The following is a 23,920-nucleotide window of genomic DNA, read 5'->3' on the forward strand; positions in this document are numbered from 1 at the left end:
GACCGCCGCGCGCGCCGGGGGACACGGGCCGTGCGCCGGTTCCGGGCAGGCCGGACGTCGGGTCGGCCGAAGGGGACGAGCCGTTGGTGAGGAGGGTCGGTCGATGCCGGAGCGTCAGGTGCGGGAGCGTCGGGTGCCGGAGCGTCAGGTGCGGGAGCGTCGGGTACGGACCGCTTCGAGTACGGACAGGTCGGACGCGCGAGGGTCAGGTGCGCGAGGGTCGGGTGCGGGAGGGTCAGGTCGAGCCGGTCGGGGAGCCCTCGGCCCGGGCTGGTCGGCGCCAGGCCTGGAGGTGGCTGGCCACCACCCGGCCCGTGGCGGGGAACCCGCCCGGATCGGCCAGCCCCACCGCGGCCGGACGGCGCCCCGGCCGCCAGGTGAAGCTGCCGAAGGCGTGGTCCCACACCGAGAGGTCGGAGCCGTAGTGGCCGGCCTCCGAAAGGTCGGTGCTGTGGTGCAGCCGGTGCTGCTCGGGCCCGGCCAGCACATGGTTGAGCGGGCCGAGCCGGACATCGATGTTGGCGTGCACGAAGTAGCCCTGGGCCACGACGAACAGGCCCACCACGAACACCGCCGGCTCCGAGAACCCGGCCAGCGCCAGCGAGAACTGGACACAGCCCTGGGTGAGCAGGACGTCCAGCAGGTGGTTGACCCCGTTGTTGCCGACGTTCACCTTGTCGGGCACGTGGTGCACCCCGTGCAGCCGCCAGAGCCGCGGATTGGTGTGGCACCAGCGGTGGACCAGGTAGTTTGCCAGCGAACCGAGCAGCAGCGCGCCCGGGATCTCCGCCCAGAGCGGCAACACCCCGTGGGCCGGCGCCGCCCAGCCGACGAGGGCGGAAACGGGCACCTGGGACAGGGCCCCGCCGATCATCGTCAGCATGAAGTACACGCCGTACCACCCCCACTCACGCGCGTTCGGCACCCATTCCGGTTCGTACGGAATCAGCCGTTCGAGCAGCGCCATGTACCCGATCGTCCCGAGCAGGAAGAGCTGATTCGCCCGACCGAGGTCCCAGCGCAGCCTCAACGTCGCGGCCGATATCGCGACCAGTCCGACCAGCAGGAACGGGTAGGCGCCATGACGCACAGCGGTTCGAAGCTGCTCCCCCATGACGTCCCCCTTCGCGGCCGACAGTCGAACGATCACCGAAAGTGTTCGTTCAGATACTAATGGCGCCTGGAACGCATGGCGAGGCATTTTCAGGGGGAATCATGGAATTCTCAATTTGTCTGATGATCTACCGGCACACAATATGTCAGGATGCCTAGAAATTGAGCCACATACGCAATATGGCAGGTAATTCGATGAAGGAATCATCATTCCGGAGCTCCACCCACGGCTACTGGGACCCGCTGCCCACGGCCCGACGGCTGATCGCCGAGCAGCCCTCCCTGGGCCACTTCGAAGGCCTCTGGCGGGAGCGCAACTGGCGGAACGTCCCCGGGCCGTTCTACGGAGCCCACACGGACACCTTGGAGATGGGCCGGCAGGACGCGCCCTTCCACATCGCCTACGACGACGACGGCCGGGAGTTCGTCTACCGCCAGCCGACCGACCCGGCGCAGGTCCGCGACCTCCTGAACGGCTGCGTCATCGGCCACGGCGGCCACGCGATGGACGGCGACGACCACTGGACCGTCCCGGGCGTCCGCGAGTGGTGGCACGACCGCAGCCGGGTCCGGCAGTGGGCCGCCACCACCTCCGACGAACTCGCGCGGGTCGGCGGCCGGTACCGGGAGCACTACCGGGACGCCGCGCAGGGTCTGCGCGACTACATCGCCCATCTCGACGGCGGCCTGGCCGAGTACCTGCGCGGCTACCTCTTCTGGCTCGCCGAGCGCCGCCCGCCCCGCCCGGGCGAGGCCCTGCCCGATCTGGTCCTGCCCCACCGCCGTGCTGCCGTACCGCCCGCCACTGCGGCGGCTCCGGCCGTTCCGGCCGGCGGCGACCCACTGCTCGCGGGCTACTTCGTGACGGCCCCCGAACCGCTGACCGGCCTGGACGTCCCGCACGAGCGGCTGACCACGGCCTGCGACTGCCTGCTCGACCGGCTGCCGGTGGACGGCTGCTGGTTCGACACCCCGCAGGAGGCCCTGGACGCCTGCGCGACGGTCCGGCTGCCCGCCGGGGCCCGGCTGTTCGCGCTGCTGGTACCCCCCGAGCACGCCGGCGGCCTCGTCTCCGCCATCCGCGCGTCCGCGGTGTTCGAGCCGGTGCTGCTCGCCCACCTGGACCGCCCGGCCGGCTCCGGCCCCGCCGCCGAGGTGGCCGCCGGCGGACGGCGGATCGGCTGGGAGGTGCTCGGCCACGACGACGGCATACTCCACAGCTGGCTCTGCAACGACCTCTACCAGGACGCCGTGCGCGACCTCGGGGTGACCACCGACGAGCGCGGGCTCCTCCCTTCCCGCGAGCCCGCCGAACGCCTCGCCGCCTGGGCCAACGCCCGCGACGACACCAAGCCGGTCACCTGGTTCCCGGCCGCCCTCGTCGAGTGGGACACCCCGATCGAGAGCCGCTTCGTGCCGATCGTCCCCGCGCCGCCCGTCCCCACGCCCATCCGCTGGTGGGAGCGCTTCCTCGAACTGTGAACCCCCGGACCCGTGGACCCCGGGGCCCGTGCGCCCCGACCGGGACGGCCTCACCCGCCGGGCCGGCCCAGGGTGTGGCGCAGCCGGTGCGGGACGGCGGTGGAGGAGCCCCGGAGGGCGACGGCGGCGGCGTGCCGGGGGCCGGCCGGAACATTGGCGACGGCCCAGCCCGGCGGGCGGCGGCCCGGGTCGGCGGTGCCCAGGTAGTCGGCGGCCGGCGGCCGGCGGACGGCCGAGGCCGACGCCGAGGCCCTTGAGGTAGGCCTCCTTGCGGGTCCACAGCCGGGCGAACTCGCCGGGCCGCCGCGCCGCGAGGACGTCCGCCAGCTCGGCCCGCTCGGCGGGGTGCAGCGCCGCGGACAGCACCTCGGCGCCGTCCGCGCCCGGCAGCGGTTCGACGTCGACGCCCAGCGGGGCAGCGGCGACGCCGATGAGCACCCGGCCGCCGCCGTGGGAGAGCGAGAAGTGCGGGGCACCGGGCAGCGGGCCGGCCAGCCGGGGCCGGCCGTGCGGTCCGGCGCAGTCGGGGCACGGCTCCCGGGTGAAGGCCAGCGCCTCGGGGGCGACCGCCAGGCGCCGGCCGAGGACGCGCCGCAGGGCCACGTGCGCGGCGAGGTAGGCGGTCCGGTCCGCCACCCGGACGAATCGCGCGGCGCGCCCGCGCTCCTCCTCGTCCAGGCAGTCCAGCGCGGCGGGGTCCACCGGCACGGTGGCGGCGTCGAGCAACCACAGCTCGACCACCGGATCCGCCCGGCCCATCGGGTGCGTCCGCCCCTCCCGCCGGCCGACCGAAAACCTACCGCGGACGGCCCGGGGCGGGAGCCGGACCACCCCCGTCCACGCCCGCGCACCCGCACCCCCCGTACGCCCGTCACCGGCCGACGCGCGCCTCGCGGAACGGACCCGGGTCGCCGACCGGCTCGGCGACGGCCTCCTCGACGCCCTGCCCGCCGAGCTTCGCCAGGACCGTCTCCAGCAGTTCGGTGTCGCAGTAGATGTGCAGTTCGGTGATCCTGCCCCACTTGATCCGGACCACGTGCACCCCCTGGTTGGAGTAGTGGTTGCCCTCCCGGTCGGTGAGGTGGTCGACCCACTCGGCGAAGGCCACGGTGTCCCAGGGCCAGCCCTTGGCGACCACCTTCTTGAGCTCGAAGCGCAGGTCGGGCATGACCTCGGCCAGCCGGTCGTACCACCGCTGGATCTGCTCGGCGCTGTGCCGCCCGCCGGACAGTGCGTGCCGTCCGGAGAACCAGTGCTCCGCGTCGGGGGTGAACTGCCGAACGATGGCCCCGTAGTCGCCGCGGTCGACCGCGGCGAAGGAGTTGCGGAGGTTGCGCCGGACGATGGCGTGATACACGTTTCCACCTCGGGTCTCAGTGTGACGGTCGCGCGTGGTGACGGTTCGTCAGCAGCCTACGACTTCTCGGCGGCCACCGGCGGCGCCCCGCCCTCTCGCAGCCCGAAGCGCTCGTGGAGCCAACGCAGCGGGGCCGGCGCCCACCAGTTCCAGCGGCCGAGCAGCCGCATCAGCGACGGCACCAGCAGGGCCCGGACGATGGTGGCGTCCAGCAGCACGCCCAGCGCGGTGCCCAGGCCCAACTCCTTGATGAACACGATCCGCGAGGTGGCAAGCGCGCCCAGCGCCACGCAGAACAGCACGGCGGCGGCCGTCACCACCCGCCCGGTGCGGCCGAGCCCCTGGGCGACCGACTCGGTCTCGCCGGCCCCGGCATCGCGCGCCTCCTTGATCCGGGCGAGCAGGAAGACGCCGTAGTCGGTGGAGAGCCCGAAGACCATCGCGAACAGCAGCACCGGCTGGGTGGCGTCCAGCGCGTTCTGCGCGTCGGCACCGAACAGCCCGGCACCGTGGCCCCATTGGAAGACGAGCACCAGGATGCCGAAGGTCGCGGCGAGGGTGAGCAGGTTCATCAGCACGGCCTTGAGCGGCAGCACCAGCGAGCCGGTCATCAGCAGCAGCACCAGCACGCCGGTGAGGAGGACGATCAGCGCGGCGGCCGGGAGCCGGCCGGTGAGGCTGTCCTTGAGGTCGACGTAGGTGGCGGTCTGCCCGCCGACCAGGATCTCGTCCGGCCCGGGGAGCGCGCGCACATCCTTGACCAGGGCCTGGCTCCGCTCACTGAGGCCGGGCTCCTCGGGGGTGACCTGGAGCAGCCAGGTGTCGGCGTCCAGCTGCGCGGCCGGGGTGACCGAGGCGGCGCCGGGCAGGGCGGCGATGCCGGCGCGCAGCGCGTCCACCCGCTGCCGCACGGCGGCCCGGCCACCGTCGCCGTCCCCGCCCCATCCCCCACCGGTGGCGATGACGACCTGCACGGACTCCAGCGGGTCGGCGGGGAAGTCGGCGCGCAGGGTTTCGTCGACCGCCCGGCCGCTCGCGCCGGCCGGCAGCGAGGCGGGGCCGACGGTGGTGAAGGCGACCTTCAGGAACGGCAGTCCGAGCACCACCAGCAGCGCGCTCGCGCCGATCGCGACCAGCGGGGCGCGCCGCATCACGCCGCGGGCCAGCGCGAACCAGCCGCCGTCGGTGTTCTCCGGCGCCTCCAGCGAGCGGCGCAGCCGGGCCGGGGCGAGGAAGTCGACGTGCCGGCCGAGCAGCCGCAGCAGCGCGGGCAGCACCAGCAGCGCGACCAGCAGCGCGGACGCCGACACCAGCAGGCCGCCGACCGCCATCGAGTAGAGGAAGCGCTGGCGGAAGACGAACAGCGAGGCCATCGCGGCGCTCACGGTCAGCGAACTGAACAGGACGGTGCGGCCCGCGGTGCGCAGGGTGGCCTCGACCGCCCGGCCGACGTCCGGGTCGGCCGCCAGCTCGCTCCGGAAGCGGGAGACGATCAGCAGGCTGTAGTCGATGGCGAGGCCGAGGCCGAGCGCGGTCACCAGGTTGAGCGAGAAGACCGACACCGGGGCGACCAGCCGGTCGACCAGCCGCAGGCCGAGCAGGGTGAGGACGACGTTCAGTCCGCCGATGACCAGGGGCAGCGCGGAGGCCACCAGGCTGCGGAAGATCCACAGCGAGAGCACGAACAGCACCGGGAAGGCCATGAGTTCGGCCCGCTCCAGGTCGCGCTGGACGGTGCCGACCACCTGGTTGCCGACCACCTCGCTGCCGCCCAGCCGGACACTCCGGTCGCCGTCCAGCGCGGCGGACAGCCGCTCGACGGCGTCCTGGTAGTGCTCCCCGGCGCCGTCCTTGAGCCGGCCGACCACGATCGTCCGGGTGCCGTCCCGGGAGACCAGTCCGTCGTCCCGCGCCTGGTAGTACGTCAGGACGTCGGCGAAGACCGGGTCGCCGGACATCAGGTCGGCGACCTTCGCGACCTCGTCGCGGGTGCGCCGGTCGTCCACCGGGGCGCCGGTGTCGACGAGGGCGATGACACCGCCGTCGGCCTGGATTCCGGTGGCCGCACCGATCCGCTCGTCGGCCCGGACGCTGCCCGATCCCGGAGTGACGAAGTCCGGGTTGCCGCCGGTCAGCGAGGTGACGACGGGGGCGCCGAAGAAGCCCGCCACCGCGGCCACCGCGACGGCGCCCAGCAGCACCGGCCGGGCATGCCGGTTCGCCGGCCGCGCGATCAGGTCCATCATGCGTGGCTCCTCGGCCGGTTCGCCGCCGACGGATCGGCCGTCTCCGCGGCAGCCCCGCCGTGCTCGGCGGCCGGCGGTTCGGCGTCCATCCGGCGGACGAGCCTGCGCAGCAGCGCCCGGTAGGAGAAGTGCTCGACCTGGAGCCAGTGCCGCTCGGAGTCGTAGTACCGGATGCCGCCGTTCAACCGGGCGGCCGCCATCGGCGTGGCCTTGGCCCGCCTGAACCGGGCGGCCCGCTGCGGGTCGGTCCGCAGCAGGTGCAGATAGCGGGCCATGAGCTGCGACTGGTAGTCCATGATCGGCCAATTGCCGGTGGAGGTCTGGAAATATCCGATGACGAAAAGGTTGTCGTATTCCGGGTGGAAGGCGGCGAGGTGCAATTGCGGGGTGTGCCCGTTCCAGTTCAGATGCTTGCGGTCGATGAAGGGGAATTCGGTCATCCGGTATCCGGTGGCGTAGACGATGACGTCGTACGCCTCCTCGCTGCCGTCGGTGAACTTCACCCGGTCGCCCAGGAGTTCGGCGATGTCCGGCTTGGCGACGAGGTCGCCGTGACCCAGCTGGTAGAGCAGCGTCGAGTTGATGACGAAATGCTCCTCCAGCAACTTGTGGGACGGCTTGGGCAGCCCGTACCGCTCCGGCTTTCCGGCACTGTTGAGCCGCAGCAGGAGACTACCGAAGAAGCGCACCACGGGCCGGGGCATCCGCCACTTCAGTACGCCCTCGTACAGGACGTCCGTCGGCATGCCGAACAGGTATTTCGGCCAGTAGTAGCAGCCCCGGCGGATGCTCAGCGCGGTCGACGCGGCGTTCTGCGAGGACTCCACGGCGATGTCGCAGCCCGACGTCCCACCGCCGACCACCAGCACCCGCTTGCCGCGCAGCGGTTCCGGGTCGCGGTACTCGCAGGAGTGGAACGTCTCGCCGTCGAACTTCCCGGGGTAGTCCGGGTACCGGGGGCTCCAGTTGTGGCCGCTGGCGATCACCACCCCGGCGTACCGGCGCACTTCGCCCCCGTCGAGGGTGACGAACCAGTCGGGCGAACCGTCCCCGCGCTCGATCCGTTCCACCGTTCGGCTGAACTCGACGCGCTCGTGGACGCCGAAGTGCTCGGCGTAGGAACGCAGATAGGCGTGCGCGTGCGCGCGGCCCAGGTAGGTCGGGTAGTGCGCCGGGAGCGGGAAGTCGTCGTACTGGATGTAGGGCTTGGAGGTGATGAGGTGGACCGAGTCGTAGGCGGCGCTGTGGGGGTTGCCGCCGTACCAGGTGCCGCCGACGTCGTCCGCGCGCTCGATCACGTCGAACTCGAACCCGAACTCCCGCAGGTTCTTTCCGGCGGCCAGGCCGCCCGCCCCGGCGCCCACGACGCAGTAGGCGTCGGAGCGGTCGACGATCGTGGTCAACGGTTCCCCCTGGTGGTGTCCGCCGCGCCCCGGGCACGGCGAGTGGTCGGCGTCAGCGGTAACGCAGGCCCGTCACCCGGAGCACGGGCGGGCGCGGCCGGAGATCCTCGGTGACGCACCGGCCGGTCCGGTCATGACCGGTCCAGTCGCGGCCGTCCGGGCTGCCGGTCAGCAGGACGGCGGCGCCGGCGGCCGACGGCTCGGCGCGCAGCCGCTCCACGGTGAGCCGTCGCGCGTCCGCACCCGCCCCGCCCTGGACGAGCCAGCCGGCCCGCAGCACGTTCTCCACCTGGTGGAGCGGGAGCACCGCGCCCGGAGCCGGCGAGGCGAGCAGCAGATCGGCCGTCCGGCCCGGCTCCGCCCGGGCGTACGGGCGGCCGGTGGCCCCGTCCCGCCGCCAGGCGGCCAGCCGGAAGGCCTGCCCGGTCCAGCCGAGCGCACCGCCGCGCGGGAACGGGAGCACCTCCTCGACGCCGGTCGCACCCGGCGGCGCCGGCAGGTCCCCGTCGGCCGTCGGCCCGCCGTCCCGGTACACCAGTTCGGCGGAGGCGAGCCGTCGGCCGTCCCGCTCCAGCGTCACCGCGACCCGCCAGCCGCCGTCCTCGGACCGGCCGCCCTCGGCGTGCCGCACCAACTCGGCCGCCGACCGCCCGGGGCCCACCCCCAGCAGCGGCAACTCCACCTCCAGGCCGCGTAGTTCGACAAGGCGCAGCCCGTCGCCCCGCTCCGGCAGCACCCAGTCGCCGGCCGCCCGCAGGTACTCCAGGCAGAGCGAGACCGGCAGCGCCGGCTCGCCGGCCACCCGGAAGTCGTCGCAGCACGGCAGCTCCCCGGCCCGCAGCACATGCGCCGTGGTGAGCGAGCCGTGCGGCCGGAAGCGCACCGGCCCGCCCAGGAAGTGCCGGGCGGCGGCCAGCCGTTCGATGCCCGGCAGCCCGGTGTCCTGCCGGTAGCCGCGCAGGACGGACGGCAGCATCGCCGGGCCGACGTCGCCGATGAACGTCGACTCGCCGGCGCTGCCGCAGAACAGCTCGCGCTTCCAGTGGTACAGGCCCTCGCGGACGTCGACCGCCGACATGTAGCGCAGGGTGGCCTCGTAGTTGGTGATCATGCCGAGGCGTTCCCAGGTCGGCCAGCAGACCGTGGAGACCGGTGTGCGGCGCGCCCGGCCGGGCTGCTCGCCGTCCTGCGAGGCCCACAGCCCGAGCCGGCCGAGCGCCTCGTTGGCGGCGCCGTAGTCGAGCTGGCCGACCATGCCGCCCCAGCGGCCGGTCAGCGAGCCGACGCTGCAGAAGAACACCGACGGCGGCCGGCCCTCGACCGCCCGCAGCAGGTTGAGGAAGCCCCCGACCTTGACCCGGACGACCAGCGAGACGATCTGCTCGGTCTTGCCCGGCAGCCGGACCGGGACGTCCACGCCCGCGTTGTGCACGACGCCCGCCAGCCGGTCGCCGGCCTCGGAGACCAGCCGGGCGGCCTGCTCCGGGTCGGTGATGTCGCACCGCACGTAGTCGATCCGCAGACCGTCCGCACGGGCCGAGGCGAGGTTCGCCCACAGCTCACGCTGCCGGGCCAGCTCCTCCAGCTCGGCGCGGACCTGCGGCACCCGGCGCCCGGCCGCCGCCTCGCGCAGCCGCTCGTCCCGGTACCGCCGGAACTCCCGGTCGTCCAGCGCCAGCGCCGGGGTGGCCGCGGCGTCGGGCGGCGCGCCGCGGCCGCTCACCACGACCCGGGCGCCGAAGTCCTCGGCGAGCGAGCGGGCCAGCGCGAAGCCGATGCCGCGCCCGCCACCGGACATCACCACGGTGTCGCCGGGCCGCAGCGCGCGCACCGGCGGGCCGGGCCGCTCGTGGCGGGCCCGCAGGCTGTAGCGCCGCCCGCCGCGGTGGCCGATCTCGAACGCGCCCCAGCGGTAGAGCTCCCGGCTCACCAGGTCGCCGACCTCCGCCGCCGCGTGCTCGGCGGTGAGGTCGAGGATCCGGACGTTGCAGTTGGGCACCTCCCGGGGCAGGCCCTTGGCGAGCCCCGCCCACAGGCCGCCGAGCGGCTGCTCGACCAGGTCCGGGCCGAAGCCCATCCGGCCGCCCAGCCGGGTGACCGGCAGGTAGAACAGCCGCTCGGCGTCGGTCTCGGCCGCCCAGTCCGCGCAGCAGGCCCGGAGCAGCGCGAAGGTCTGCCGCAGCGGCCCCTCCCAGGCGTCCGTGCCGCCCCCGTCGAAGGGCTCCTCCAGGTTGAGGTCGACGATGCCGTCGATCCGCCCGGCCGCGGTGCGCAGCGCCTCGGCGGCCTCGGTGAAGCCCTCCCGCTGCCCCTCGGCGGGCGGGGCGAGCCGGTGCACGGCCGCCCCGGCGGCGGTCAGCGCCGCGCCGACCGCGACGGCGGTGGCCTCCCGGCCGCCGACCACCGCGATCGAGCGTCCGCGCAGCCCGGGGGCGGTGCCCGGCGGGAGCGCGGCGGTCTCCACCGGCTCCCACACGTGGCGCCGCACCGGACGCACCGATCCGTCCCGCGGGTACTCCACCACCGGGGCGGCCAGGGCCCGCGCCGGGGCGGCCGGTTCCTCGGTCGTCATCGGGCGGGTCACCGCTTCCTCGGCTCCACGACCAGGCGGATGCCGTCGACCGGGCGGAGGGAGACCAGCGTGCCCGGCGTCGGCCGGTGGCCCGGGACCGGGCGCAGCCGGAAGCGCTGGGCGACCATGGCGAGCGTCAGGTGCGTCTGCACCAGCGCCATCCGGTTGCCGACGCACTGGCGCTGCCCGCCGCCGAACGGGAAGTAGGCGTACCGGGGATGCCGGGCGCGGTTCTGCTCGGTGAAGCGCTCCGGGTCGAAGCGCTCCGGGTCGACCCAGAAGTCCGGGTGCCGGTGGGTGACGTACGGGACCATGAAGACGCTGCCGCCGGCCGGGACGTGCCAGCCGTTGACGTCGTCCTCCCCGACGGCGTCGCGCGGGTACACCCAGATCGGCGGGTGCAGCCGCAGCGTCTCGTCGGCGACCATCCGGGTGTACGGAAGGTCCGCGAGGTCCGCGATGCCGGGCACGCGCCCGCCGAGCACCCGCTCGACCTCCTCGTGCAGCCGCTCCTGCGCCTCCGGGTTCCCGGCCAGCTCGTACAGCGCCCAGGCCAGGCCGGTGCCGGTGGTCTCGTGGCCCGCCATGAGGACGGTCATGATCTCGTCCCGGAGCTGCTGCGCGGTCCACTCCCCGCCGCTCTCGTCGCGCGCCCGCAGCAGCAGGGCGATCAGGTCCGTCAGCCCCTCGTGCCGGCCCGCTCGGTGGGCCTCGACGATGCCGTCCACGATCTCGTACATCACCCGGCGGGCCCGGCGGATCCGCCGGTTGTACGGGATCGGGACGAACTCGGGGGTCAGCTGGTTGAGGGTGCCGCGGAAGACCATGGCCTCGACGGCGGTGGCCATCGCCGGCCCCACCCGGTCGCCGACCGGGTGGAGGTCGGTGTCGAACATGACCTTGCCGAGGGCGCCGAGGGCGAGGTCCGCCATCTCCGGCACCACGTCGATGCCGGTGCCGTCCGGCGAGCCGCGCTCCCACCGGTCGAGGACCAGCGCGGTGGAGTCGGTCATGGCGCTCGCCATGCCGTCGACGGCGGCCTTGTGGAACAGCGGGTTGACCACCCGGCGGTGCTGCTTCCACTCCTCGCCGTCGAGGGTGAGCAGGCCCGTGCCCATGAAGATCCTGAAGGCGTCGTAGCCCTTGCCGCGGACGTAGTTCCGGCTGTTGTCCTGGAGGACGTGACGGATGTTGTCCGGGTGGTAGTTGAGGTGGACGGTGAAGTAGCCGAGCGGCAGCCTGACCATGTCGCCGTAGGTCCGGTTCAGTTCCGCGAACAGGGCGGGCGCGTCGCGCTGGAACTTCCGCAGGTTGCCGGGGACGGCCCACGGGCCGCGCGGACCCGGGGCGAGGCGGGCGGGGCGCGGGGCGGCGGGCACCGGCGCCGGCCCGCGGGCCGCACCGGCCTCAGCTCTTCCCATCGGGGCCACCCCCTCGTCGCGCTCGCTCGCGGAGGACGTTTCGGTCGGCTCGGCCGCTTCCGCCACTTCGGCCGCCTCGGCCGCCTCGGCCGTGGTCAGGAAGCCGCCGGTCCGGCGGTCCAGATAGCCCATCAACGTCCAGTCCAGCTCCTTCATCTGGAGCAGCACCCGTCCGTCCGGCCGGACCGCGACGAAGCGGTTGCCCCGGCCCGCGTCCCGCCCGTCGGCCGGCGCGTCGGGCAGCACCGCGTACAGGTCGAGCCGTCCGTAGCGCCGCGCGACCTCGCCGTCGCCGCCGTGCTCGTAGACGTCGATCCGGCCGATGCCCAGCGGGGCGGCCAGCGGGACCAGGTCGCCGTCGACCGGGGCGAGCACCCCGGTGCGGGCGAGGCCGTCGAGGAGCACCACCGGGATCCCGAAGCTTCCGAACACCCGGTGGTCGGCGGGTAGTTCGAGGTTGTACGTGGCCCGCCTGCCGTCCGGGTGCAGCCGGGTGTCGGTGGTCGACACGAACAGGTCGGTCAGCCGCACCGGCGAGCCCCGGACGTGGTACGGATCGGGGACCGGCGTCTCCGCCGCCGGGTGCCACGCCCGCCAGTGCGGCGCCTGCGGCAGCTCGCCGGCCAGCAGCACCCGCACCTCGAAGTGCGGCCGGTCCTCGACCAGCACGGTGCCGTTGGGCGCCACCACGTCCTGGGTGATCCGCACCGCCACCACCGCCTGGCCGAGGTCGGCCCGGCGCTCCACGACCTCGGCGCGGATCTTCTTGCGCAGCCCGGCCCGGTCCGTCTCGCGGACCTTGAGGAAGTGCTGGAAGCGCAGGTCCTCGAAGGCGTACACCTTGAGCTCCGGCACCAGCCAGGAGGCCGCCTCGAAGGCGATCTCGGTGACGAAGGCGCCCGGCAGGGTGGGTGTGCCGCCGACCCGGTGGTGGCGCAGGTAGTCGTCCCGCTCCAGGTCGAAGACCCGCTCGAAGACGACCGCGTCCGCCGTCCGCTCCAGGACCTCGCCGAGGTAGAACGGCAGCGCCGGCTCCGCCCCGTCGGCCGGCCGCTCCCCGGGTGCGTCCACCGACGAATCCGCCTGCGGCGCCCCCGGGTCGAGGAGTCCGGGCAGCAGTCGCCGCACCGCCCCGCGCTCCGCGGCACCGAGGTGCACGGTGTACGGCGAGACCTCGGCCAGGTTCAGCTCGCGGAGGAAGTGGTGCACGCCCTCGGCGGTGCTCATCGCGGAGTACAGCCCGCTCTTCTCGAAGTATGCCTTGGTCAACTCACCTGCCCCCATGCCGACTTCGCCCCACAGAGTCCAGCCCACGGTGAACTCGCGGCTGCCCAGCACCTGGTGGTGGTAGGTCGCGGCGGAGGCGAGGAAGTCGTTGCCCGAGGCGTAGTCGGCCTCGCCCACCTGACCGGTCAGGCCCAGCAGCGAGCCGAAGTTGCACCAGGCGCGCGGCGGCCGGCCCCGCAGGGCGTGCTTGAGGTTGGCGTAGCCCAGCACCTTCAGGTCGCGCACCTGCCGGAACTCCGCCGGGCTCTTGCTCGCGATCGGCGCCGAGCGGTTCAGCCCCGCCGCGTTGACCAGCAGGTCGATCCGCCCGGCCTCGGCGTGGATCCGGTCCATCGCGGCCGTCACCTGCGCGGGGTCGGTCACGTCGCAGGGCACGTAGTGCACCGCGTGCGCGCCGCTGTGCCCGGCGATCCGGCGCAGGTTGGCCCGGACCACCCGCGCCCGGCCGATCCGCTCGTACGCGCGGCCGAGCTGCGCGGGGTTGCGGCCGGTCCGCAGTGCGAGCTGCTCGCGGATGTAGTCGGCGCGGCCCTCGGCGAAGGCCTCGTCGTCGAGCTCCAGGTACTCGGCCGGGTGGGAGTCCACCGGGTTGCTGCCGAGCACGTACACCCGGGGGCGGAAGTGCCGGGCGAGCTCGGTGAGCACCTCCGCGGTGATGCCGCGCCCGCCGCCGACCGCGACCACGACGCCGTCCGGTCCGAGCGCCGCCTCCCCCGGCGGCACCGGCCCACCGGGTTCCTCGGCCAGGGTGACGGTCAGCCGCCGGCCGCCGGCGTAGAAGACCGACGGCGCCCCGCGCCGGTACGCGGACTCCCGGCCCGCCTGGGCGACCCCGGTGGCGGCCTCCCGCGCGCCGGTGACCAGCGCGTACGTCAGGCAGTGCGGCGCGTACTCCAGGTGGATCACCTTGAACAGACCGGTGAACATGCCCGTGAACGGGTGCGGGGTCCGGTCGGTCATCGCCCCGAGGAACAGCCCGACGCAGCTCGCGCCGCCGGCCCCGCCGGCCCCTTCCGCCAGCGCCTCGTGCCGCTGCCGTACCGTCAGGAACACCAGCTCGTGCAGGGCGCCGAGCGCCGCCGCCTCCTCCGGGCCGACCGTCCGCGCACCGGACAGGTCGGTGATCACCCTGATGTGCCGGATCCGCCGCCGCGGGTCCGCCTCGTCCAGCAGTCCCTGGAGCGCCTCGCCGTCCGGCACGTGGCGGACCCCGGGACCGCCGGGCACCGTGGACAGCACCAGGGTGCCCGGCGGGGCCCCGGCCGCCGTCACCGTCCGCGGCCGGTCGGTCAGCACCACGGTGGGCTCCGCGGGCCAGAACGGCACCTCGGCGCGGACCTGCTCGCCCGGCGTCGCGGTCAGCCCCGGGACGTACCGGGTGATCAGCAGCGGGTGCCGCTCGTTCCTCCGGTCGCCGTACTGCCGTTCGTCGTAGCAGGCGGACGGCCCCCGGGTAACGGCGTCGGCCGGACGGGCGGGCACCGGGCCGGCGGTCGCCACGGGGGCGGAGACCCGGACGGTGAGGTCGGGCGCGCCGCTCTCGCCGCGGCAGACCACCAGCGCGTCCCGGGCGGCCGGCTCCCTCGCCAGCACCTGCAGGATGCCGATCGCCCCCTCGGCGCCCAGGTAGCAGGCATCGCGGCCGGTGCGCACGGCGCCGCACTCGACGGTCGGCACGGACGGCGCCGAGGGCTCCGCCGCGGACGGCGTGTCCAGGAAGCCGAGCACCTCCAGCCCGGCCGCCGCCGCGGTCTCCTCGGTCACCAGGGCGAACAGGAAGGCTCCCTCGGCCAGGACGCTGCGCCCGTCGAGGGCCCCGTCCAGCAGCCGGCGCACCTCGTCGGTGCTGTTGCCGTTGATGCCGCCGACCAGTGCCATCGTCAGCTCGCCCTGCCGCAGGTAGCGGATGGCCACGTCGATCGCGCTCAGGGCCGAGGTGAACCCCGTGTCGACCGTCATGTTGAGGCCCTTGAGGTCGAAGTAGTTGGCGACCCGGGCCGGGATCACGTTCGGCATCATGCCGGGGAAGGAGTCCTCGCTGGACGGCGGGACCAGCCGCCGCACCTCGGCCCCGAGCCGCTCCAGCACCTGCGGCAGCCACGGCGCCGCGGCCGGCGCGGGGTCGGCCCCGAGCGCGGCGGTGAGGTCGTCCAGGTAGCAGCGCATCGCGTAGAGCGTCGCGTTGCGGGTCGCCCCCAGGTGGCCGAGCACCACGCCCGTGGTCTCGCTGTTGTCCTCCCAGAACGAGCCCAGGCCGTCGCGCAGCCGGTGGGCGCACTCGAGGATCATCAGCTGGCAGCGGTCGATGCCCCGCATCGTGCCGGGGGGCATCCGGACCTGCCGGAACGACGGCAGCGGGTAGGCCTCGCCGAAGGACAGGTCCTCCGGCGCCGCCTCGCCCAGCCGGCCGGCCAGGTCGTCGGCGCTCCCGCTGCCCGGCAGGTGCGCGGTTCGCGCCACGATCGCGATCCGCCGCGGTGGCTGCCGGCGCGCCTGCCGCGGCTCCGGCCGCACGGTCCTCACCGCTCCCGCGACCGGCGGCTCCTGCACCACCAGGTGCGCGTTGGTGCCGCCGAAGCCGAAGCCGGAGACGGCGGCGGTCCGGCGGCGCCCGCCGCGCGGCCACGGCACCGGCTCGGTCGGCACCACCAGGGTGGAGCCGCCGATCGCGAAGTCCGCCGGGGTCCCGGTGAACCGGTGCTGCGGCGGGATCACCTCGTGCCGGAAGCCCAGCACGACCTCGATCAGCGAGGCCACACCGGCGGCCCAACCCGTGTGCCCGATCACCGACTTGTTCGAGGTGACCACCACCGGGCCGCGCCCGGGCTCGGGACCGCCCAGCGTCTCGCGCAGCGTGGTGAACTCCGCCAGATCGCCGGCCGGGGTGCCGGTGGCGTGCGCGACGATCCAGTCCGGCCGCACCCCGTCCATGCCCGGCCGGTCCAGCGCGCGCCGGATCGCCAGCTGCTGGCCGGCCGCGCTCGGGGCGTAGACGGCCTTGCCCCTGCCGTCCGAGGACGAGCCGAAGCCGCGCAGGGTGGCCAGCACCCGGTCGCCGTCCCGGCGCGCCCGGCTCAGCCGCTTGAGCACGACGGTGGCGGCACCGTCCGAGAACAGCACCCCGTCGCTGTCCTTGTCGAGCGAACGGACCTCGCCGCTCACCGACAGGCCGTTGAGCTTGGCGAACAGGATCGAACCGCGCGGGCCCACGGCGAACGAGCCACCGCAGACCGCGATGTCGTGCCGCCCCTCCAGCAGCCCCTTGACGCCGAGGTCCACCGCGTAGAGCGAGGACGAGCAGGCGGTGTCCACGAGCAGCAGCTCGGTGGACGGCGGCAGCACGCCGCGCATCGCGTTGAGCCCGACCCGGTGCGGGAAGAACCGCAGCGGCTCGGGCCCGCTGCGCGGGTAGTGCTCGGCCAGCCGGCGCTCGACGGCGGCGAGCGCGGCGGCGCGGTCCGCCTCCGACAGGCCCAGCCGGTCCAGGATCGGCGCCATCCGGCCGAGCACACCGGCCCGGACGGTCGCCTCCTCCAGGTGCTGGCTGCCGTCGGCGGTGTAGCCGACCAGGAACGAGCACCGGTCCTCGGGACGATGCCTGACGCCTTCCATGGCCTGCAGCAGCGAGTGCCGCAGCCACAGCGTGGTCGACTCGACCGCGTCCGGGCCGGTTCCCGCCTCGGCCAGCTCGCGGGCCAGTCGGGGGTGCGGCACGAAGTCGGTGATGAAGGCGGAGCGCTTGGAGTAGGTCTTGTCCTCCTCGCGCCGGTCGGCCGAGTGGAACCTGTCGTTGTCCCACCGGTCGGCCGGGATCTCGACGAACCGCTCGGCGCCGTGCATCAGTTCGTGCCAGTACTCGTCGGGGTCGTTGGCGCCGGGCACCACGATGCCCATGCCGACGATGGCGATCTCGTCGTCGTCCTCCTCAGCCCGCCCCTGCCCCTGCTCCTCGCCGCCGTCCGTCTCCGTCTCCCTCTCCGCCTCGTCCTCCGTCTCCTCCTCCTCCTCCGCCTCCTCCGCCGCCACCGGGACCGTCGGCGGGACCGGGTCCACCAGCGCGCGCGGCGGCGACAGCAGCGCCTGTCCCGTGGACAGCCCGCCGTCCGCCAGGATCACCTGGCCGGTGATCCAGCTCGACCGCGGCGAGGCCAGGAAGGCCACCACCTCGGCCAGCTCCTCCGGGTGGCCGAGCCGCCCCATCGGGGTGGCCTCGATGGTGGCGCGCTGCATCCGCTCGGCATCCGGGAACAGCCCCACGACCTCACTGCGGAGCAGGCCGGCCGCCGCCGTGTTGACCCGGATCCCGTCGCGGGCGTAGTCGACGGCCAGATAGCGGGTCATCGCCTCCACCGCGGCCTTCGCCGGCCCGCAGGCCAGGTAGTTGGCCATCACGAACCGGCCGCCGCCCAGCGTGGAGACGTTGACGATGCTGCCCCCGCCCCGCCGCGCCATCAGCGCGGCGGCCCGCCGGGCGCACGCCAGCCCGCCCTTGAGGTTGGTGTTCAGCGCCCGGTCGAGCAACTGCTCGGTGACCTCCTCGCCCGGCACCAGCGCGCCGTCGGCGGCGTTGTTGACGAGGACGTCGAGCCCGCCGAAGCGCTCCTCGATCTCGTCGAACATGCGGTCGACCTGGCCGCGGACGGCGACCGACGCGCGGATGACGTGCGCCCGGCCGCCGGCCCGCTCGATCTCCGCGGCGGTCTCCCGGGCGGGCCCGGGAGAGTGCAGGTGGTTGATGACGACCAGCGCGCCGTCGGCGGCGAGTCGCTTGGCGATCGCCTTGCCGACGTTCCGCGCCCCTCCGGTGACCAGGGCGATCCTTCCCCGAGGTTCCTGGGACACCGGCATCACACCGATCCGCCCGAAGCGAGGATCAGGTCGGCGATCTTGCCGAGGGTGTTGTACGCGGCCGGCCGCACGTCGGAGGGCCGCGGCGGCAGCTCGTAGCGGCGGCCCACCCGCACCAGCAGCTCGGTCTGCTTCACCGAGTCCACGCCCAGCTCGGCCTCCAGGTCGGTGCCCTCCTCGAAGACCTCGACCGGGTACTCCAGCGCCTCGGCGTAGATGTCGGCGAGCTGGCGGACCAGCGCCTCGCGGCCCACCCCCGCCACCGCACCCCGCGCCTTCGCCTTGGCCCCTCCCCTCCCGTCCCCTCTCACGCCCAGATACGTCAGGTAGGCCTCCCTGGCGAACGCCCGCACGTCCCCGCCGCGCCCGTCCCAGAACGCCTCGAAGTCCTCGGCCGGCACGTCGGACAGCAGCGCGGCCCGCAGCTGGTCCGCCGTCGCGAGGCCGCCCGCGCGCACCGGGACCGCACCCATCAGGGCGAGCCGGTCGAGCGCCCGCCGCAGCAGCGCGGCGCCGCCCGCCTCGGGCAGCAGGGTCGGCACGGTGGTGACCGGGGTCGCGACGACGCGGCCGGTGATCCGGCTCAGCGCGTCCAGCGCCCCGCTCTCGACGAACACGGACACCCCGCCGGCCGCCAGCTCCCGCACCGTGCCGGCGAACCGCACCCGGGTGGTGAAGTGCCCGGCCAGCAGCTCGGTCAGCCGGTCGCCGTCCTCGTAGGCACGGCCGAGGATCGGTGAGTGGACGGCGGTCCGCAGCGGTCGCTGACGGATGTCCGCGATGCGCTCGGCGAACTTCTCCGCCGCCGGCCCGAGCAGCGGGCTGTGGAAGGCGTAGGGCGACTGGAGCCGCGCGAAGTCGGTCTTCAGCACGGCGGCGAGCCGGCCGATGGCGTCCAGCGCCTCGGCCCGCCCGGACAGCACGGTCTGCCCGTCGTGGTTCTCGACCGCGATGCCGCTCAGCGGGTCGCCGACGAGGTCGACCAGCTTCTGCGCCCGGTCGGCGTCGGTGCCGACGGCGGCCATGTAGGCGTCGCCCGACCCGGCCCCGCCCGACCCGGCCTCGCGCAGCGCGATGCTCCGGTGGCAGACGATCTCGGCCCCCTCGGCGGGGCTGAACGCACCGGCCGCGACCAGTGCGGCGATCTCCCCGAGGCTGTGGCCGACCAGGACGTTCGGACGCAGTCCACGAGCGCGCAGAACGCCGTAGGCGGCGGTGGAAACCGCGTAGATGGCGAGCTGAAGGGCCTCCGGGGCATCCCGGAGCAACTGCTCGGTGTCCGGCGTCCGCGCCGCGAGGAGCTGCTCCACCGCGTGGTCGCCGAGCAGCGGACGGGCGGCGTCACCGATCTCGGCGAGGACCGGTCCTACCTCGGGGAACTCGTCCCGCAGGTCCGCGAGGGCACGGCCGTAGAAAGCGCCCTGCCCGGGAAAGAGAACGGCGATCGAGGTTTCAGGCATGATGCACAATTCCCCCAGACTCATATGCGCGATCTGCTGCATTCGGCGACTCGCGCCGCAATTCCTCATTGAAGACGTCGGCGCCCGAAAACGCGCCAGGAGCCCCGGCCCCGGCCGGCACACCCCGACAGCACAACCCAAAAAGACGGGCAACCGGCGCGCAGGACACGGTCGCTGGGGTCCGTCGACACCACACGACACCAGGACGGCCGTCGCCGCCCCCTACCGCTGCACACAGGTCGAACACCGTGGAACGACCGACCCCGGTTCCGCGGTCGCCGGCCATTGCCACATTCACAATCATCGCCCCGCACAGCCGCTCGGCGAAGCCCGGCGGCCAGACACTTTCACCCTAGGAATCCGCCCGACGGGAAGTCAAGAGCTTTCTTGAGTGACCCTCCGGCAGCCATTCCTGACCTGCAAATAAACCTCTCCACAGCTTCACCGAAGGGATTATTTCACCGGCCCACATCAAGTCGTATGTGATGAAAAGCGTGATAGCAGAAACGCTTCCGCGCACTCTCCCCGCAGCCGCCCCGACCGCACCCGGTGCATCGAGGCAGAACCCCGCTCACCCGCGCGGCCCGCGCCCGCCCGCGCTCCCGCACGCCTGCCGGGGCGCATGCAGAAGGGCCGGCCCGGAAGCCCCATGCTCCCGGAACCGGCCCTTCCCGCTCTCACGGTTGCGCGACGGCGGCTACTCCAGCCCCTCGCCCCGGGCGAGGTTGCCCTTCGGCAGCAGGGCGAACACCACGAGCGCGCTGATCACGGCGAGCACCGCGCCGACGGTCATCGCCGTGTGCAGAGCGTCCACGAAGGAGACGTGGCCGATGTCGAGGAGCCGACGCCCCACGTCACCGTCCAGCCCCGCGGCGGCGGAGTCGAGCGCGCCGAGGGACTCGCCCGCCCGGTCGACGACGCCCTCCGGGAAGTCACCCCCCTTGTCGTCGAGCCTCCCGGCGTACACCGAGGCGAGGAGACTGCCGAGCACCGCCACCCCGAGCGCACCGCCGATCTGCCTGGCCGAGTTGCCGACGGCGCTGCCCACGCCCGCCAGTGCGGGAGGGACCGCGCTCAGGCTGGTTCCGATGGCCTGACCGACCGTCAAACCGGCGCCCAGGCCGGTGAGCCCCAGGCTGACGCCGATCAACGCGTAACCGGTGGAGGTGTCCGCTCCGGTCAGCACCACCATGCCGGCACCGATGAGGAACAGTCCGATGGCGATGACCGTACGACTGCCGAGCCGGACCGCCATCGGCGCGGCGAGAAGGCTGGCTCCGGTGAACAACAGCGCGAGCGGCACCATCGCCAGACCGGCGTTGGACGGCCGGTACCCGAGCACACCCTGGAGGTACTGGGTGAGGACGAACATGATGCCGGTGAACACGAAGAAGCTCAGCGCGGCCGCCAACGAACCGACCACGAAGGTGCGCACGCGCAACAGCTGCAGATCCACCACCGGTGCCTGGGCCCGCCGCTGCCAGGCGAAGAACCCGGCCAGGAGCACGACGCCGAGCACCCCGACACCGAGCACGACGGGGTCCGTCCAGCTGCGCCGGGGCCCCTCGATCACGGCGAACAGCAGGGCGCCGGTCCCGAGCGCGGACAGCACCACCCCCAGCACGTCGAGACGCTTCCCGCCCGCGGCCGGAGCCGGGGTGCGGATCAGCAGCTGGGCACTGGCCAGCGTCACCACGACCAGCGGCAGGTTGATGAAGAACACCGACCCCCACCAGAAGTGGTCCAGCAGCCAGCCGCCCAGCACCGGGCCCAGCGGCAGTCCGAGCACCGTCATGGCGCTCCAGATGCCGAACGCCTTCGGCCGCTCGTGGGCCGGGAAGCTGACGGTGACCAGGGCCAGCGAGGCCGGCAGGATGCCGGCCCCGCCGAGCCCCAGCAACGCCCGCCAGGCCACCAGTTCCCCGGTGCTCGTGGCCACCACGCACAGCAGCGAAGCGACCCCGAACACCGTGAGACTGGCCATCAGCAGCCGCTTGTGCCCGTAGGTGTCACCGAGTCGACCACCGATGAGCATGAACGCGGCGAAGGTGAGGATGTAGGCGTCACTGATCCAGGCCAGGTCGCTGCTGGTGGCGGACAGCGAATCCGCCATCGACGGCAGCGCCACGTTCACGATGGTCGCATCGACCTCGACCACGGTGACCACGAGGCACAGGACGGCCAGCACCCACCACCGTTGCGAACCCGGTCGCTCGACGGGCTCTGCCGTACGTTCCTTCTCCTGCTCGGGCAATGTCATGTCAATCCGCTCTGTGCTCTGTGCTCTTCCGGGGAAGGTGACGGTCGGATCACCAGGTGACGGGCAGGTCCCAGACTCCGTAGAGGCCCGCGTCGTGCTTGAAGGACACCTGGTCGAGGGGAACGGCCGGACGCAGGCCGGGCAGCCGGTCCAGCAGGGTCGCGAAGACCACCTCGAGCTCGATGGCCACCAGGTGCTGTCCCAGACACTGGTGGATGCCGTGGCCGAAGGTGAGGTGGTTGCGGGGGTCACGGCGGACGTCGAACCGCTCGGCGTCCGGGTAGGCGGCGTTGTCGTGGTTGGCCGCCGCGATCAGGGTCATGACCCCGTCGCCGGCCTTGATGAGGGTGCCGCCCAGCTCGACGTCCTCGTCCGCCACCCGCGCCACGCCGATGTCGGATATGGACAGGTAGCGCAGCATCTCGTTGACGGCGCTCGGCACCAGCTCGGGGTGCGCCCGCAGCGTGGCGAGCTGCTCCGGGTGCTGGAAGAGCATCAGAACGCCGAGGGTGATCATGTTGGAGGTGGTCTCGTATCCGTCGACGAGCAGCACGACGACGGTGGCGACCATTTCGTCGTGGGTGAGGGCCTTCGTCTCGGCGTTGTTCCGGACGAGAATTCCCAGCAGTCCGTCCGACGGGTTCTCCGCCTCCTCCCGCAGCTTGGCATCGACGTACTCGAACAGCGTGTCCAGCGCGCCCTTCACCTCCTCCACGCTGGTGCTGCGGTTGGTGAGCGCCTTGCTGAAGTTCTGCAGGAAGCCGTGGTCGTCGTAGGGCACTCCCAGCATTTCGCAGATGACCCGGGCCGGCATCGGCAGCGAGAAGTTCGTCACCAGGTCCAGCGGCGACTCCTTGTTCTCCAGCTGGTCCAGCAGCTCGTCGACGTGCTGCTGGATGGCCGGTTGCATGGAGCGGATGGAACCCGAGGTGAAGGGTTTGACGAAGAGCCTCCGGTACGCCGTGTGCTCCGGCAGGTCGAGCCGGTTCATCATGCGCACGTCCTGCATCAGGTGCCGGTGCGGCATGAGGATGGGAAATCCGGGCTTCCTGCTGTCGGCACTGAAGCGCTGGTCGGTGAGGACGGTCCGCACGTCGTCGAACCGCGTCACGACCCAGCAGGTGCTGTCGTCGGGCAGCCGGACCTTCGCGACCGGCTCCTCGGTGCGGAACCGCTGGTACTCGGCGGGCGGAGCCAGGGGGTCGGTGCGCTTGACCGGGAAGTCGATCAAGGTCTGGCCGTTGTCCTGCGAAGCGTTGCTCACGGGGTCTCCGTTCACTCGTTCGTTGTCGGCGCGGTCCGCACCGATATGGGACGCATGTCGGTCCAGTTGCGGTCTATGTGGTCGAGGCACCCGGCTCGCGATCCGGGCCCCATGACGGTTCCCCAGCCTTGGGGCGGCTGCGCGAAGGCCGGCCACAGCGAGTACTGGCCCTCGTCGTTGCGCAGCACCAGGTACTCCGCGTTCTCGTCCTCGAACGGATTCGCCATCACTGCTCCCCTCCTGCCGTGTCGAATTCATTCCGGTCGAGTTCCGCACGCACCGTCCTGCCGATGTCCGCGCCCGGACCCGGCTTCATCATGTCGGCGTGGGTGCAGGGCACATCGATGTCCTTGATGCGTCCGGACACGTACGGAACCCAGCTTTCGAGCTGCGGGGATTCCGGCCCGCGCCCCCGGGTGGCGACGAAGAACACCAGGTCGCCCTTGAAGTTAGCGGGAACGAATTTCCGCACCATTTCTATGTTGTTGATCCAGGTGCCGACGAGATTCGCGATGTGAGGTGCGTCGAGGAACCGGAGCGAATCGACTTTCTCCGCGACGATCTCAGCGAACCGCTCGCGGGCGATACCCGCGAGTTCGTCCTCGTCGACCTCGCACCCGAAGTCCTCCAGGAGCAGGCGCAACGCCTGCCGCTCCGGGATGCGGGCTCCGTCGATGCCGTACTCACTGCTCGGGTAGGCGTCCAGGATCGCCAACAGCCCCACCTGTTCGCCGAGGCGCTGCAGTTCGGTGGCCATGGCGAAGGCGACGAGCCCGCCGAAGGACCAGCCGAGCAGGTGGTACGGGCCGGAGGGCTGCACCGCGCGGATCTGCTCCAGGTAGTCGCGGGCCATCGTCTCCACGTCGGGCGGGCAGCGGTCCGGGTCGGCGAGGCTGCGGGCCTGCAGCGCGTACAGCGGCCGGTCCTGGCCGAGGGAGCCGAGCAGGCTCGCGTACGACCAGCCGAATCCGACCCCGGGGTGCATGCAGAACAGCGGTGCCCTGGTGCCCGTGGTGCGGAGCGGCAGCAGCACGTCGAACGGATCCCGGCTGCCCTCGTGTCCCTCCACGGCCCCGGCGAACGCTGTCACCGTGGGTGCTTCGAAGAGGTCCCGGATGGTGAGGTCGGCGCCGAGTACGGTCCGGGCCCGGCTGACCAGACGGGTGGCCAGCAGCGAGTGCCCGCCGAGATCGAAGAAGCTGTCGTC

Annotated in this window: 12 protein-coding genes and 1 pseudogene; 1 reads left to right on the forward strand and 12 read right to left on the reverse strand. The window is 73.1% G+C overall.

Annotated features, from left to right (window positions below):
* Nucleotides 1-235: 235 nt before the first annotated feature.
* Nucleotides 236-1,114: a sterol desaturase family protein gene (locus ACFVVU_RS15865; protein ID WP_387790324.1), complete on the reverse strand. Its 879-nt coding sequence runs from the start codon at nucleotides 1,112-1,114 to the stop codon at nucleotides 236-238.
* Between the two features lie 194 nt (nucleotides 1,115-1,308).
* Here ACFVVU_RS15865 and ACFVVU_RS15870 point away from each other — a divergent pair, with 194 nt between their 5' ends.
* Nucleotides 1,309-2,595 (forward strand): hypothetical protein, encoded by a 1,287-nt coding sequence (locus tag ACFVVU_RS15870; protein ID WP_387790326.1) that lies wholly within the window; start codon nucleotides 1,309-1,311, stop codon nucleotides 2,593-2,595.
* Nucleotides 2,596-2,883: 288 nt separating this feature from the next.
* Here the strand turns inward: ACFVVU_RS15870 and ACFVVU_RS15875 are convergent.
* The 11 genes and pseudogenes from ACFVVU_RS15875 to ACFVVU_RS15925 all read right to left on the reverse strand — a co-directional run.
* Nucleotides 2,884-3,354, reverse strand: a pseudogene (locus ACFVVU_RS15875) (4'-phosphopantetheinyl transferase family protein); the annotation flags it as partial.
* A 112-nt stretch (nucleotides 3,355-3,466) separates the two neighbouring features.
* Nucleotides 3,467-3,952 (reverse strand): nuclear transport factor 2 family protein, encoded by a 486-nt coding sequence (locus tag ACFVVU_RS15880; protein ID WP_387790328.1) that lies wholly within the window; start codon nucleotides 3,950-3,952, stop codon nucleotides 3,467-3,469.
* 56 nt (nucleotides 3,953-4,008) lie between these two features.
* Nucleotides 4,009-6,198 (reverse strand): MMPL family transporter, encoded by a 2,190-nt coding sequence (locus ACFVVU_RS15885; RefSeq protein WP_387790330.1) that lies wholly within the window; start codon nucleotides 6,196-6,198, stop codon nucleotides 4,009-4,011.
* Nucleotides 6,195-7,601: a flavin-containing monooxygenase gene (locus tag ACFVVU_RS15890; protein WP_387790331.1), complete on the reverse strand. Its 1,407-nt coding sequence runs from the start codon at nucleotides 7,599-7,601 to the stop codon at nucleotides 6,195-6,197. Before ACFVVU_RS15890 ends, ACFVVU_RS15885 begins: the two co-directional genes overlap by 4 nt.
* 52 nt (nucleotides 7,602-7,653) lie before the next feature.
* Nucleotides 7,654-10,173, reverse strand: coding sequence for a KR domain-containing protein (locus tag ACFVVU_RS15895; RefSeq protein ID WP_387790333.1), 2,520 nt, complete (start codon nucleotides 10,171-10,173; stop codon nucleotides 7,654-7,656).
* An 8-nt stretch (nucleotides 10,174-10,181) separates the two neighbouring features.
* Entirely contained in the window at nucleotides 10,182-17,723 is a 7,542-nt protein-coding gene (locus tag ACFVVU_RS15900) for a cytochrome P450 (protein WP_387790335.1), read from the reverse strand.
* Between the two features lie 5 nt (nucleotides 17,724-17,728).
* Nucleotides 17,729-19,189, reverse strand: coding sequence for an acyltransferase domain-containing protein (locus tag ACFVVU_RS15905; protein ID WP_387790337.1), 1,461 nt, complete (start codon nucleotides 19,187-19,189; stop codon nucleotides 17,729-17,731).
* A gap of 697 nt (nucleotides 19,190-19,886) precedes the next feature.
* A complete protein-coding gene (locus ACFVVU_RS15910) occupies nucleotides 19,887-21,449 on the reverse strand; it encodes an MFS transporter (protein WP_387790339.1) in 1,563 nt (520 codons plus the stop codon).
* Nucleotides 21,450-21,498: 49 nt separating this feature from the next.
* Nucleotides 21,499-22,713: a cytochrome P450 gene (locus ACFVVU_RS15915; protein ID WP_387790340.1), complete on the reverse strand. Its 1,215-nt coding sequence runs from the start codon at nucleotides 22,711-22,713 to the stop codon at nucleotides 21,499-21,501.
* Between the two features lie 11 nt (nucleotides 22,714-22,724).
* On the reverse strand, nucleotides 22,725-22,940 hold the full coding sequence (locus tag ACFVVU_RS15920) for an MbtH family protein (RefSeq protein ID WP_387790342.1): 216 nt from the start codon (nucleotides 22,938-22,940) through the stop codon (nucleotides 22,725-22,727).
* A partial coding sequence (locus tag ACFVVU_RS15925) for an alpha/beta fold hydrolase (protein WP_387790343.1) occupies nucleotides 22,940-23,920 on the reverse strand: 981 nt, incomplete at its 5' end. The genes ACFVVU_RS15925 and ACFVVU_RS15920, both read right to left, overlap by 1 nt.

Origin of the sequence: Kitasatospora sp. NPDC057965 (assembly GCF_042887135.1) — a bacterium.
Classification (GTDB): Bacteria; Actinomycetota; Actinomycetes; order Streptomycetales; family Streptomycetaceae; genus Kitasatospora.